Origin of the sequence: Nocardioides sp. (assembly GCF_030019515.1) — a bacterium.
Classification (GTDB): domain Bacteria; phylum Actinomycetota; class Actinomycetes; order Propionibacteriales; family Nocardioidaceae; genus Nocardioides.
Genome location: NZ_JASEEQ010000011.1, coordinates 17,829 through 32,361, shown reverse-complemented (window position 1 = coordinate 32,361; position 14,533 = coordinate 17,829). Strand labels below are relative to the sequence as shown.

The 14,533-nt window shown below is 66.7% G+C and carries 10 protein-coding genes; all 10 read left to right on the top strand.

Annotation, left to right across the window (positions count from 1 at the left end):
* Positions 1-141 precede the first annotated feature (141 nt).
* Positions 142-3,294 (top strand): peptidoglycan DD-metalloendopeptidase family protein, encoded by a 3,153-nt coding sequence (locus tag QMC84_RS15550; RefSeq protein ID WP_300376177.1) that lies wholly within the window; start codon positions 142-144, stop codon positions 3,292-3,294.
* Between the two features lie 64 nt (positions 3,295-3,358).
* A complete protein-coding gene (locus tag QMC84_RS15545) occupies positions 3,359-3,955 on the top strand; it encodes a hypothetical protein (RefSeq protein WP_300376175.1) in 597 nt (198 codons plus the stop codon).
* On the top strand, positions 3,952-5,415 hold the full coding sequence (locus QMC84_RS15540; protein ID WP_300376173.1) for a TraM recognition domain-containing protein: 1,464 nt from the start codon (positions 3,952-3,954) through the stop codon (positions 5,413-5,415). The genes QMC84_RS15545 and QMC84_RS15540 overlap by 4 nt, the downstream gene beginning before the upstream one ends.
* Before the next feature lie 38 nt (positions 5,416-5,453).
* Positions 5,454-6,119 (top strand): hypothetical protein, encoded by a 666-nt coding sequence (locus QMC84_RS15535; RefSeq protein WP_300376171.1) that lies wholly within the window; start codon positions 5,454-5,456, stop codon positions 6,117-6,119.
* 251 nt (positions 6,120-6,370) lie between these two features.
* Positions 6,371-7,249: a hypothetical protein gene (locus tag QMC84_RS15530; protein ID WP_300376169.1), complete on the top strand. Its 879-nt coding sequence runs from the start codon at positions 6,371-6,373 to the stop codon at positions 7,247-7,249.
* Positions 7,250-7,938: 689 nt separating this feature from the next.
* Positions 7,939-9,387 carry a Dyp-type peroxidase gene (locus QMC84_RS15525; protein ID WP_300376167.1) on the top strand — a complete coding sequence of 483 codons (1,449 nt, stop codon included), beginning with the start codon at positions 7,939-7,941 and terminating at the stop codon, positions 9,385-9,387.
* Positions 9,388-9,681: 294 nt separating this feature from the next.
* Entirely contained in the window at positions 9,682-11,688 is a 2,007-nt protein-coding gene (locus QMC84_RS15520) for a P-loop NTPase fold protein (protein WP_300376165.1), read from the top strand.
* Between the two features lie 219 nt (positions 11,689-11,907).
* Positions 11,908-12,504: a Qat anti-phage system associated protein QatB gene (gene qatB / locus QMC84_RS15515; protein ID WP_300376163.1), complete on the top strand. Its 597-nt coding sequence runs from the start codon at positions 11,908-11,910 to the stop codon at positions 12,502-12,504.
* Entirely contained in the window at positions 12,501-13,796 is a 1,296-nt protein-coding gene (gene qatC / locus QMC84_RS15510; RefSeq protein WP_300376161.1) for a Qat anti-phage system QueC-like protein QatC, read from the top strand. The genes qatB and qatC overlap by 4 nt, the downstream gene beginning before the upstream one ends.
* A complete protein-coding gene (gene qatD / locus QMC84_RS15505) occupies positions 13,793-14,533 on the top strand; it encodes a Qat anti-phage system TatD family nuclease QatD (protein ID WP_300376159.1) in 741 nt (246 codons plus the stop codon). The genes qatC and qatD overlap by 4 nt, the downstream gene beginning before the upstream one ends.

Below are 14,533 nucleotides of genomic sequence, written 5' to 3'. Positions count from 1 at the left end.
CCCACGCCACCTGCACAAACGCGGTTCACGGCGCCAGAAACCCGGCCAACGAACCGTCGTGCATAGAGATCGCTCTCTAGAAGTTCCGATGAATTCTGACGATTCCAGCCGGAACATAAGCACCCTCGGGACTGATCTGTCGTGAAGAAGCTGCTGCTCGCCGGGCTGCCCCTCCTGATCATCCTCGTCGGCATGCCGATCCTGGCCACCCTGATGGTGCTCATGAGCACCACCGCGGCCGCCGAGTGCCGCACCCAGGCCAGCCAAGGAACAGCACCCACCGAGCTCGGCGACCTCGGCAACATCGACGGGCCGATCGGCGGCCCGGTCCAGGGTCAGATCGGCGTCGCCTCGGCCAACATCCCCACCCGCTCCGGCCCGGACGGCTTCCGAGCCTCGATGCCCAAGGTCCTCTCGACCAACCCGGACTTCGTGACCCTCAGCGAGCAGAGCGCTCGCAGCCTGGCCTTCATCGAGTCAGCCGGCCCCGGCTACTCGGCCTACCGCGCGCCGGCGGAGAGCGGTGCCGACGCGATTGAGTCGATGGGCAACGTCGTGCTCTGGAAGAGCGACACATGGGCCCTGAGAAGCTCCGGGCGGGTCAAGCTTGCCGACGACGACAAGACCTTCTACAAGGGGCGCCCGGTCACCTGGGACCGGCATGCCACCTGGGCGCTGCTGGAACGCAAGAGCGACGGCGCCGTGGTGTCGATCATCGCGACCCACCACATGACCAACCCGCACAAGTACCCCCGCCAGCACGGCAACCCGCCGCTGACCCGGCCCCAGCAGTACGGCGCCGGCATGGACATCCTGCTGCAGCTGCGCAACTCACTCGCGACCCACGGCCCGGTGCTCATCGGCGGCGATATGAACACCCACGCCTCCTACACCAACCTCCCGTGGGCGGCCGCGGCGAAGATGAAGGCCGCCGGTTACGGCTGGCAGAACCACGCCGTCGACTTCATCTTCTTCCCCCAGCACCAAGGCGTGCGCCTCGAGCGCGGCTGGTCCGGGACCATGGTCTCCGACCACCACTGGATCGCCGCCCGGCTGGCCATGAACGGCGCCGGCCCCGAGGACGCGCCCACCACCGACACCGAAACCGGCGACGGAGCCGTGCCCGCCGTGCACACCGCCACCGAGGGGCCACCGACGGGCGAGGTGCTGTCCCAGCTGATGCGGCTGCGGTTCGCATCCAACTACCCGGCGCTGACCGCCGAGCAGGCCCGCAACGCGATCACGATCGCCCAGGTCGCCCGCGACCTCGAGATCCCGCGGTACGGCCTGCAGGTCGCGATCGCCACCGCGATCCAGGAGTCCAAGCTTGTCAACCTCACCGGCGGCGACCGCGACTCCGGCGGCCTGTTCCAGCAGCGCCCCTCGGCCGGCTGGGGGAGCCGCGCGGAGATCACCAACCCCGTCCTGGCCGCCCGCGCCTTCTTCGGCAAGGCCCAGCACACCGCGAACCCCGGCCTCCTCGACATCCCCGGCTGGTCGAAGATGCCGCTCACCCAAGCTGCACAGGCCGTCCAGATCTCGGGCTACCCCGACGCCTACGCCCAGTGGGAAGACGTCGCCGGCGACATCGCCGACCTGCTCGGCGGCGACCTGCCCGACCTGCCCGACGACGGGTCCACCACGAACGTCGCCGACTGCCAGGAAGACACCGTCAACCCGATCACAGTCGGCACCCTCAACCTGCTCGGTGCTGGCCACACCGACGGCAAGCCCGGCGGCGGCGGTGAGAAGGCCGGCTACGAGACCTGGGACAAGCGACTCCCGGGCGCGATGCGCACGATCGAGAACACCGGCGTCACCATCGCTGGCCTTCAGGAAGTGCACCGCCCCCAGGCCACGGCACTGGCCGAGCGGTACGCGGCGAAGTGGGGCATGTACCCGGCCACCGGCAAGGCGCAGAACAGGGTCATCTGGGACCGCAACGAGTGGGAGCAGACCGACGCCCGCCTCGTCGACATCCCCTACTTCGGTGGCAAGGACGTCGGGATGCCCCTGGTCCAACTGACCGGTGCCGCCGACAGCCCGAACGCCGGTCAGGTGATCTGGGTCTGGAGTGTCCACAACCCGGCCAACACCAACGGGGACGCCGCCGCGCACCGCAAGGAGGCGCTGCGTCGTCAGCTGGCCACGATGACCGACCTCGCCGGCACCGGAACCCCCGCGGTGATCCTGGGCGACTTCAACGACGGCAAGGACGGTCAGAACGCCTCCCACTGCGCCCTCACTCCCGAGCTGAGCAACGGCTTCGGCGGGTCGGCGGAGCCGTGCAAGGTGCCCAAGAAGGACGCGCCGATCGACCACGTCTACGGCACCAACCTCACCTGGGCCAACGCCAGCGTTGACAACAGCACCCAGACCAGCAAGATCGCCGACCACCCGCTGGTGGTCGCCACCACCGCCGGCAGCAGCGCCGGCTGCGCCGTCGCGACGGAGACCAACTACAACCTCGGCCCGGTCAAGCCGCAGTTGACCCAGCTGGTCAACGTCCTCGGCCCGATGTTCGACATCAAGACCGTCGGCGGCTACCGCGAGAGCGCCACCGACCCCAACGGACACCCCGCAGGGCTGGCCGCTGACTTCATGGTCCCGCTGAATTCCGCAGGCCGGGCCCAGGGCGACCGGCTCGCGGCCTACGCCAAGGCCCACGCCAGTGAGCTCAGGATCGACTACATCATCTGGTACCAGCGGATCTGGTCCGTCGCCCGCGCATCCGAGGGCTGGCGGCCCATGGAGGACCGCGGCAGCGACTCAGAAAATCACCGCAATCACGTCCACATCAACGTCAAGCCCGGCGCCTGGCTGCAGCCCGTGGGCCTCGACGGAGCGGCGTGCGACGAGGTCGTCTACCCGGTGCCGTCACAGTACGTCGGGACCGACAACCACAACTGGCACGAGACCGGCCCCTACTGGTCCAACTGGCACACCGGGACCGACTTCTCCGCCCCATGCGGGACCACCGTCTACGCCGCCCACGCCGGCACCATCGAGATCGACACCACCGAGGGCTGGGCCGGCCCGCAGCTGGTCAAGGTCACCACCGGTGCCGGGTCACTGACCACCTGGTACGCCCACATGCAGACCGTCACCGTCAGCCGCGGCCAGACCGTCGCCGCCGGCGAACCGATCGGCCAGGTCGGCAAGGAGGGCAACGTGTCCGGTTGCCACCTGCACTTCGAGGTCCACCTGAAGAACGGCTCCATCTACGGCTCCGACAACGTCGACCCGTCGACGTGGCTCGCCCAGAACGCCTCTCGGCCGACACAGGCCGCGTGATCGCACCCGACCTTCCCCGGGACATAGGAGACCAGCCAGACACACAGAAGGAGGCGGACAGCGCGTGCAGCGTGAGCGACGACGAGACCCATACCCCTGGACCTGGGAGATCCCGACAGCGGTGATGCTGGCCACGCTGTTCGTGATCGTCATCGGCATTCAACTCGGCCGCTCGGTCGCCAACCTCCTCGCTGGCGCCGGCTGGACCTGGCCCGACGCCAATGCCGGCACCTTCCCCTCCCCGATCGGGACCGCCTTCTGGACCAGCCTGCCCGGTGTCCTCACCGGCCACGCGGATGCAGGCCTGCCCAGCCCGACCCCCGACGGCCTCGCCGGCCGTGGCCTGGTGTGGACCGGCCTCGCCCTCACCGAGATCGCCCTGCTGACGGCCACCATCTGGGTCGGCGTCTACACCTACCAGCGCTGGGGTCCCGGACGGATGCGCGGCATGGCCACCTCCGCCGAAGCCAAGAAGCTCCTGGGCGTCACCCGGCTCCGCAAGGTCGCCGGCATCGTCCGACCCGACCTCTACGGCAAGCACGCGGCCACCGAGCCGGTGCACCGCGCCGCCGGCGACGCCACCGACCGCCCGGGGCCTGCGCTCGGCCAGGGGCTCAGCCCTTGGCTGCTCGACCGCCGGCTCACGAAGGAGGAGCGATGAAGCTGAGGTTCGACCCCTGGGACGTCGGCTGGCGCATCGGCAGCGCCCACGAGCCCCGCGGCGGTGACCTGTGGGTGCCGTGGGACCGCACCGCCGGCGTCATCGGCCCCCAGGGCTCCGGCAAGACCCTCGACCTGCTCACGCCGGCCCTTCTGAGCGCGCCGGGAGCCGCGTTGGTGACGCTGACGAAGGTGGAGGACCTCCTGCTCAGCCTGACCGAGCGGTCCCGCGACGACCGACCCTGTGTCGTACTCGACCCGTTCGGCCTGGCCGAGGGCGTCGTCGACGAGCTGATCTGGGACCCGATCGCCGGCTGCGTGGATCCGAAGGTCGCCGAACGGCGCGCCAAGGCCTTCACCGCCGGCACCGTCAAGGGTGCGATCAACGGCGGCACCGGAGACGAGGCGGCCCGGTTCTACGCCGCCGAATCCGCGAAGGTCCTGCAGGGCTACTTCCATGCCGCGGCGCTGACGGGGAAGACCCTCGAGGACGTCTTGCAGTGGGTGGCCAACCCTGGCGCCGCCACCCAGCCAATGGAGATCCTGCGCCGGCACCCGCACGCCGAGGCGTTCTGGCACGGACTCCTGCACGGGGCGCTCAACGGCGACGACCGCACCGCAGGCAACACCGTGACGACCGTCCAGCAGGCCGTGTCGCTGTTCTTCCAGGCTGACATCCGGCGCCGGTGCATCCCCAGCGCCGGACACCCGGCCACCGATCTGGCCGACGTCATCCGCCGCAGCGGCACGATCTACCTGCTGGGCCGCGAAGACCCCTACGCCTCGGCCAGCCCGCTGATGACCGCGGTGGCCGAGCACGTGCTGGACACAGGCCTCCTGCTGGCCAACAACTCCCCATGGGGCGGCCGCCTGTGCCCGCCGCTGCTCTCGGTGCTCGACGAGCTGCCCTCCACCGCGCCGCTTCCGACACTGCGCACCAGGATGGCCAACGAGCGAGCACAGGGCCTCTCCTTCATCTGGGCGGCCCAGACACGACCGCAGCTGACGAGCATCTTCGGCGAACACGAGGCCCGCGCCCTGCTCGGACTCACCAACGCCCTGGTCATGTTCGGTGGTTCGAAGGATGTCTCGTTCAACCAGGAGATCTCCGACCTGCTCGGTACCGTCCGCATCGGCCGCGTCTCCCACTCCAGCGGCGGGTTCAACGGCGGCGGGCGCAGCTTCTCCGGCGACGACATCCCCATCATGAGGCCTGAGGAGGTCCGCCAGCTGCCCGAGCGGCAGGCCCTGGTGATCGCCGAGAACGGCAAGCCGATCATCGCCAAGCTGACCCGGTGTGTGGAGGGCAGGACCGGCGAACGCCTGTTGGCCGATCAGCGCGCCCTGCGTGCGCGGCTGACCAACGACCGGCGCATGGCCATCGCCCCTGAGGCCCGAGCCACCGCCGCCCTGGTCGAGGCCCGCCGACTCGGGTTCGTCGACGATGGGAGCGAACTGTGACCATCGATCCGCAGACCCGCCGGTCAAACCCGACTCCGATGGTCTACCCGTTCCCAGTCCCCGGGGATCAGGTCCGCCTGGCCTACCGCGAGCTCCACATCGCCGTCAACGGCACCGAGGATGAGCAGAAGGCTCTAGGCAACCACACCCTGCTGCCCCGCCCCTGGGAACCGGCGACCTGCCTGGACCCCGCGCTGCGGCACGACCTGTGGCAGTGGCTCGAGGAGGTCGTGATCTGGCTCAACCACGACTACACGTGGGACGTGGCCGGCCTCATCCCGAACTGCTGGCCACTGCACCCGCACCTGGTCCACGAGATCGCGGCCCTGGCCGACCAGCGCCGGCGTGCCGGCCTGGCCAAGACCAGCGACGCGCTCGAGGAGTGGCATCGCTACTGCCTGCCCGCGTTCGCCGACCGGATGCGCAACCGGCTGCGCGCTCACTGCGACGACGAGCACACGCGCTGGCCGGGCAGGCCGCGCCACAACGAGCACATCGCCGAGACCAACGCACATCGCCGTGAGGACGCCTTCGCGCTCGACGTCGACGCGCTGCCCGCCAGTCGACACACGCGCGACCAGCAGGAGCCGCCCGGGCAGCCGCGCTTTGGCCTGGTCGACCTCGACACTGGTGAGATTCGCGACGACAAGTTCGACCCAGGCGCCGAGCCGCGGACCCGGACGCAGAAAGGTCCACGTGTCTGACTCACACAAGAGCAGCGGCTGGAGCGTCGCACCCGAATCGCGGCTAGATCCGGACGCACCGAGACGCTCTTGACCGGCTTGCGCCGAGCGCATAGCGGCGGTCGGGCTCGTGGCCGACGGTCAGGACGTTGGCGTGAAGCGGTCGCCTGCTGACGCAACTTGCCGCCGGCTGGCACGCGGAACTCGCTCGCGATGTCGGTCCCGACCACTAGCGTCTGCGGCAAGACAACCACGCTCAGGGGGACCGTTCGATGACGCCGCAGGAGCAGCTCGAGCTCGAGATCCTCGAGCACATCTATGACAACGACGAGGGCCGGCTGCGCGAGCCCGCCAATCTTGGCCCACTCTACGAACGCTTCGGCGAGGAACAGGCGCTCTCGGCCTGTCAAAGCCTGCGACTGCGGGCGCTCATCGAGATGGAGAGCCGCCTCTCCGGCGGCTACCACATACTCCCCGAAGGACGGACGGCCGTGGAGGCGATGCGCGAGCGCCGCAATAACCGCGGCTTCCGCCGAGCCGAATGCCGGGAGCAGCTCCTCAGCTGGCTCGACGCTAACTCCGATGCCGACGCAGGAATCCGGCCAGGGACGGCCACCTTTGAGGGTGCAAGCGACCTGCAGCCGTTCAGTCGTCCGGAAGTCGACGCGGCCATCAAGCACCTCAAGAGCCGCGGCCTAGTTGGGACGATCGAGGCGTGGGGCGGTCCGGCGGCGATGTGGATCACCGGGGCCGGCCGCGAGGCGATAGACGCGGGCGGGGTGGCTGCGGCCGAAAGCGCACAGCAGGTCCCGCAGGCCGTGACGACCACCTTCAATATGGCCGGTAGCGGCAACGTCTTCGCGACCGCCACCGCGCCCGGCGCAACGGCGACCGCAAATGTCTCGAACTTCAACCTGCAGCACGCCAAGACCTTCGCCGCCGCGATCCGCGCCATCGAGTCCGACCTCGATCTCACGGACGACGACCGGGCAGACTTGTTGCACATCGAGACCGCCGAGCAGGGCGCCGACCCCACGCTCGCTCAGCGGGCCACCGCGCGCCTGTACGAAAGCGCTGACAAAATCGCGACTGGCACGGCCAGCGGCATCCTGCTCGCCCTCGCGAAGCAGGCACTCGGCATCGACGGGTGACCGAGACGGGCGGAGCCGTCGACACCCGTGAAAACCTAGGTCAGCCAGTGGACCACTTATTGAGCAGATCCCATTGGGAGCGCTCGGTGAAGGCACGTCGGCTAATCGGCATGACTGTGCGCGCGGTACGCGCCAGATCCGGACGGCTTGAACGGAGCGTCTCACTAGCGGATCACGGCAGAACCGGAGGCCTTCGCACGGCCTGGCGATCAACGAGATGTGCATCCGAATGCGGGGCGCATCGATCGTCGCGGTACCTGATACCGCGACGGCGGAGGGGCTGATGTTACCGAAACGGACTAAGGATCGGAGCGACCGCTACCTGTCCTAGTCACCCCCAGGTCACGGTCCGGTCGCATCTGGTCCTCAGGCCTCGGTGAGAAAGGAACGTCGGAGCACTTCGGCGGGCGAGATCCCGTCACGCTCTGCGAGCCGACGCAGCTTCTCCAGTTCTTCGGGGAGTAGTCGAACACCGACCTGATGACGACGTTGGCGGACGTCAGTTCCTCGACGGCTTCGCTTGTTGCTCGTCTTTGGCATGCCGTGAGCATGCCGCTGCCGCCATGCGCGGGTAGCCGCGACACGCCGAATGGTCGCGGATACCCGCGCTTGCGCTGCGCTGGTGGGACCGTGAAGTAAGCGCGGATACCCGCGCTGGGGGTCACCGACAGTATGAGAGACGGGGCGACATGGCACAGGCAAAGGGAGTCCTTCCCAGCAAGGAAGATGATCGGGAGGTTCTCTACAAGAATCCCCAGACCTGTGGCTACTTCGTAGCGATACGGCTGCGGCCGGACATCACTGCCGAGCAGGTACAGGGCTGGCTGGCGTCACTCGATCAAGCCGTCGACGCGTTGGTGGTCCGCGAAGAACCAATAGGTGGCGAATCAAAGGGACGGAAGCTCGCCTCAGTCGCCGTGGGGTTTGCCCCCTCGTTCTTTGACCGCCTCTCGGCCCTCGGCATCCCGCTGGAGCGCCCCGCAGGCTTCACGCCTGAAGCGAGTCCGCCAACGGCGAGGTTTGGCGGCGCTCCCGAGATGCCGGCCGACGCGCTGCTCTACGTCGCGTCGGTGATGGAGTTCCGTGTCGAAGAACTGCTCCGGGCACTCATGGCCACTCCCGTCATCGAGAGCGTGGGCCTGGAGCGTGGGTACCAGCGTGTCGACGAGACGGAGCCCTTCGGATACCGCGACGGAGTGCGCAATGTGAAGTCATCGAAGCGGACTCAGGTGGTGTATGTACACCGGGATGGCGGGCAACCAGACGAGCCGGTCTGGGCCGAGGGCGGCACGTACATGGTGACGATGAAGATCCTGCAGAATCCGTCAGCCTTCGCGAGCCTCGGCGACGATGCCACCCGTGACGCAGTGATGGGGCGAAACAAGGAGGGCACGCGTCTGGACCTGCCGCCCGGGTCCGACCCGCATGAAGAGAGCCCCGACGTCCCGGACTCACTCCCGCCGAACGCGCACGTGCGGAAGGCCGGCCCACGTGGACACCATGATGATAACGAGATATTCCGCCGGGGCATGCCGTTTGTCGAAGCCGTCAACGGCTCGGTGCAGGTGGGACTTCACTTCTGTTCGTTCCAAGCGACGCCCAATCAATTTGACGCCGTATTCAACGATTGGATGATGAACCAGCAGTTCCCGCCACGCGCTGACGGCACCGTCGCGGGACCGGATGCTCTCATGGGCGGCGGCTCGGCATCCGGGCCTCTGGTTCAGATGCAACACAGTGGGATCTTCTTCGTCCCGCCGTATAACGCGGAGGGCATCGCCTCCACGCTGAAGCCCACCGAGCCGCACAAACACAAGACGGGCAGAGTGGCCGTCAACAAGATCGTCAGGGACCCGAACGATCCCAGCAAACGGTTCGAACGGGCAGGCTTCATCTTTGAGGTTCACGACGCAGCGGGCGCGGTCATCGAGGGTTCGCAATTCACCACCGCTTCCAACGGACGGGGTGTCTGCGAGGCAGAGCTAGAGCTGGGCCAGAACTACACCCTCGTCGAGACAGGGTCCCCACACGTCAACATCACACTCGCGCGGCTGTCATTCAGCATGGACAAACCGAACCTGCTGCTGAGGGTGGAGAACGTTTTCACCGTTCCGGCACCTGGGTACGGCACGATCTGAGGTAGCGGGCGAGGTTGGGTACGCGGGTCCAGATGCCACATGTCGGGTGCGCACCCGCGCCCAACCTGCGGACAAGCGAGCGAATGCGGAATGACGTGCCCATCCAGGTCCATGCGCGCCACCGCGGCAGCGCATGGCGCAGGCAGGCAAAACGCGGCGTAGCGTGGGCGCCCCGTAGCGAGACGCTGCATGATCTGAGTCGGAGTCCAGTATCCGGCTGTCTCCTGCGAAGGTTCGAGTGACCGCGGCTGCACCGCCGAACGGTAGGAGCGTCGACAGAGGAGGAACGGACTCATGTGGGTCGATGCGGAGACGAAGGTCGACTATCTGAACTTCGGTAGCGTTGCGGACTCGGTCGTTGAGTTGATCGAACAGGCGGGCGGCAAGCCGCTTTCGATCGGCGTCTCAGGGGCGTGGGGTGTCGGGAAGTCGTCGTTGGTCACGCAGACCCGCGATGCTCTGGAGCGTCGCGACCGTGACGACGCATCGGCCAACGGCGTCTCGGACGACGACTTCAAACCGAAGTACGTCTTCGTTGAGTTCAACGCGTGGCTGTACCAGGGCTACGACGATGCGCGAGCTGCCTTGCTCGATGCCATCGCGAGCGAGCTGGTCTGCGTTGCAGACGAGCGCCAGACGGGCGGTGACAAAGCACGCGAGTTCCTCGCGCGCGTGGACTGGTTCCGCGTCGCTAGCCTGACTGCCGGATCCGCGGCTGCGTTGGCGTTCGGGCTGCCGCCTGTGGGGTTGCTGGGCCAGGTCTTCACTTTGGCCAAGCGCTTGGGCAAGGGCGGTGTCGACGGGGACCTCATTGAGGATGGCGAAAATGCTGTCGGACAGGTAGTCGACCAAGCGAAGGGCGTGATTAAGGGGGAGGACGACCCGCTGAACCCTCGCCAGCAGATCGCTGCGCTGCGCACGTCCTTTGAGGAGACGCTTGCCGCGATGGGTGTGACGCTGGTGGTGCTCATTGACGACCTGGATCGCTGCCTCCCGGAGACTGCGGTGTCCACGCTTGAGGCGATCCGCCTCTTCCTGTTCCTAGAAGGAACCGCATTTGTGATCGCCGCTGACGACAAGATGATTAAGCACGCGGTGCGCAAGCACTTCGACAATCCCGACGACGATTTGGTCACGAACTACTTCGACAAGCTCATCCAGATCCCCATCCGGGTGCCGACGCTGGGAACCCAGGAGGTCCGGGCGTACATGTTCCTGCTCTACGTAGAGGGGAGCTCGCTGACCGCTCCACAGAAGGAGACGATCCGTGCTGCGATCTGCAAGCAGTTGCGGGAGTCCTGGAAGGGTAGCCGGGTAGACCGCCAGTTCGTCTCCGGCCTTGATGTGGAACTGCAGCCGGAATTGGTCGCACAGCTCGATACCGCCGAGCGGCTGACGAGGTTGATGACGTCTTCGTCGATCGCTGGCAACCCGAGGCTCATCAAGCGGTTTCTGAACACGATCTCCGTCCGGATGGGCGTCGCGACACGCCAAGGCATCACCGTCGACGAACATGTACTGGCGAAGCTCCTGCTGTTCGAGCGACTGGCGCCTGAGAAGTTGTACGACGAGCTCGCTGCCGCGATCAACAACAGCCCGGACGGCAGACCGACGTTCCTGGCCGCGATGGAGCCTCGGCAGGACAATCCTCAGGGCGACGACGGGTCGGCCGCGACGGCAGGGCCCGACAAGCCGGACGGTGCGAAGGCTCCAGACGTTGCTGCGCGGTCCAAGGGCAGCAAATCGAAGACTCCTCCCGCGGAGGTGGCTTCGGTCGAGCCGCAGTACCTCCCTGGTTGGGACGAGGAGTTCGCCAAGGACTGGCTTGCGCTCGCACCGCCCCTGAGCGACATCGACATGCGCGGCGCGATGTACGTCAGTCGTGAACACCTGCCAGTCATCACCGATGACGCCTCAATCTCGGCAGAGGCGGCCGAGATTCTTGAAGCCCTTCTGGGCCAGCCTGGTCAGGCGGCGAGCCTGCGAGAACAGATCTCCCGCCTATCGGCAGTGGACAAGCAGCGCATCTTCGACAAATTGCTCGAGGTTGCCCGTCGGATCGAGGAGTGGGGTGCCCCGCCCGTCCTGGTGGCCCTCATCGAGATTTCAACCGACACGTCGAACCTCGAGTCGCAGCTCGCGGCCTTCATCGGCGGGCGACCGCACGGCCACATCAAGGCGGCGATCGTGCCGCGGGTCGCTGCGACCCGTTGGGGCGCCGATGTAATGGCGGCGTGGGTTGAGAGCTCGGAGATCGCCGGCCCCGTGAAGGCGGCCATCGCCTCGGAAAAGGGGAAGTAGGGCGTGGGCACCTCTCAAAGCAGCACTGGCCCAGGCGCGAACGTATCGCTAGTCCCGCCGTGGGCAGAGGACTCGGTTCCCCCCGACGACGAGCAGAGCCAGGACGGGAACCAGCCTCCTGCGCAGCAGCCCAACGTTCCGCCGCCGAGTGACCTTTCGCCGCCGCGCCGGTTCGTCTCGACCAGACGACAACTCGGCAACTTCGCGAAGTCGGGTGACATGGGTGCAATGCGTGCCGGGGTCGGGCACTACATCACCAACGGGTACGGCGGCTCCACGACCTTCGCGCGACGGATGGCCGGGACCGCCAACACCGCCTGGGGCCTGAGCCGGGCCCTCAACCCGTCCGAACCCGGGTCCCCCCTTGACCGCGCGCAGTTCGTAGGCAAGTCGGCGAACGAGATCATGGACGCGGTCGTTGAGGCGGTCCGCCCACACGACGGCACGCAAGACGTCGAGTCGGCCCGCGAGGCCGTGAGTGAAGCTCTCACCGAGCTCCTCGACGAGTTCCCTGATGCCGATCTGCTCGACCTCACACCCGAGCAGCGCGAGTACGCCTTGGAGAAGTTCGTTGCCAACGACGTCTTCAAGCGCTTTGAACTCGATGTTGGCAAGCAGGTAATGGGCAAGGCTCCAAGCGCAGCGCTGGGCCTCAAGCGCATGCAGGAGATTAAGGAGTACATGGCCGAGGTCGTCGGGGCCGCCTTCCGGGCCCAGTTGGCCAGCGGTGCCGAGTTGACCCCGGCAACCGTTGCCCAAACTGTTCAGGCTGCTCTTAAGGACAGCTGCCGTGTTTTCGAGGAGTACACCGAATGAAGGTCACGGCAGAACTCGCCACCCTGGCCCAGCAGAGCGGCAACACGACGAAGACGGCGCCATCTCCAGGTGTGAATGTGACGCTGTACGCACGACCAAGCAACGTTGGAACGATGACCGCCGGCGCGGCCATGCTCACTGCCGTCCGACGAGCCGGTCTATCTCCTGCCACCCTCGCGTGGGACTTCGCGTCCATTGCGCTGGCCGCAGTCACAGCCGACTTCGCCGAGTGGCGTTCTTCAAGTCCGGATGGGTGGACCAGGGAGTTCGAGGTCCAGGTCCCGGTTTCGGACCCGGACCTGTGGAGCACGCAGGCAGACCGGATCAAGGATGCGTTGTCGTTCCTGACCACCGACCGATGGAGCTTCACCTTCACTTCCGGATCTGTCCCGTTTGTGAAACCGAAGGGAAAGCGGCTCCAGACGCCAGCCGCTGACTGTGTCGCCCTGCTGTCCGGAGGACTGGATAGCCTCATCGGCGGTATCGACCTAGTCGAGGCCGACAAGGTGCCGTACTTCGTCAGCCACACGGTTCCCGGAGATCGAGTCAACCAGAAGGCGTTTGCAGCCAAGTTGGGTGCGAAGGTCCTGAACCTGAACCACAATGTGAACATCGGCGGGCCAAAGGAACGATCGCAGCGCGCCCGGTCGCTGATCTTCATCGCTTATGGGGTCCTCGTCGCGACCTCGCTGAAGGCGTACAGCGAGGGCGAGACCGTCGACCTATTCGTCAATGAGAACGGGTACATCGCCATCAACCCACCGCTCACGCCGATGCGCGTCGGCAGCCTGAGTACTCGTACGGTCCACCCGCGGTTCGTAGACCTCGTTCAGAAGGTCCTAGACGGTGTCGGCCTCGAAGTGGACCTGACGAACCCATACAGGTTCAAAACTAAGGGCGAGATGCTCACGGAGTGCCAAGACCAGATCCTGCTGCTTGAACTAGCTCACCAGAGCACCAGCTGCGGAAGGTATCAAAGGTACGGGTTCACCCACTGCGGGCGGTGCCTGCCGTGTCAGATCCGGCGGGCGGCTTTCGTGCGGTGGGGGAAGCCTGATGCGACGGATTACGTGTTCGGGCCGCTGGGACAGCAGGATGAGTCACATGCTGCTTTCGATGACGTGCGTTCGGTTGCGACAGCACTGAACATGGTCCAGGACCAGGGCTTCGATCGGTGGCTCGGTGCAACGCTCGCGAGCGTGCCGGTAGGTGACCGCGACGCGACGAGACAAATGCTCAAGCGGGGCATTCAGGAACTTGGTTCGCTGCACAAGAGCCTCGGGGTCACGTGACGGTGGACCTGCACTGCCACCTCGACCTGTATCGGAACGCTGTCGAAGTCGTTGCCGAGGTGCAGCGGCGCGGTATCGCGGTGCTGTCTGTGACAACAACGCCGACAGCTTTTCGTGGAACGAGCCGGCTTGCCCAAGGTTGCCCCCAGGTGAAGACCGCGCTCGGCTTGCACCCGGAGCTGGCAGGTCAGCGTGAGCATGAGCTCGGCCTGTTCGACCAGCTCGTCGCAGAGACCCGGTTCGTCGGCGAGGTCGGCCTAGACGGCAGCCGGCGATTCGCGGCGTCCCGCGAGACTCAACGTCGGGTGTTCGACCACATCTTGCGCTCATGCGCGGATGCTGGCGGCCGAGTCCTTTCCATCCACAGTAGGTCTGCCGTCGCGGCCGTCCTAGATTCGCTAGAAGCGGCCCCTGAGGCGGGCATTCCCGTTCTGCACTGGTTCACCGGGACGGCGAGGCAAGCGGAGGCCGCGGTCGAAGCCGGTTGTTGGTTCAGCGTGGGGCCGGGGATGCTACAGACGCCCAAGAGTCGTGAGATTTTGCGTCTGCTTCCCCGGACGCGGATTCTCACCGAGACGGATGGGCCGTTCGCTTCTACAGATGGCGCTCCGGCGTATCCCTGGCACGTGGAGCATGCGATCGCGGCGCTGGCCGAACTCTGGGACGTCTCCGTGAGTGATACGGCCGCGCAGCTCGAGACGAACTTCGCGGACCTGATCGCTGCTTCTGGCCCATAG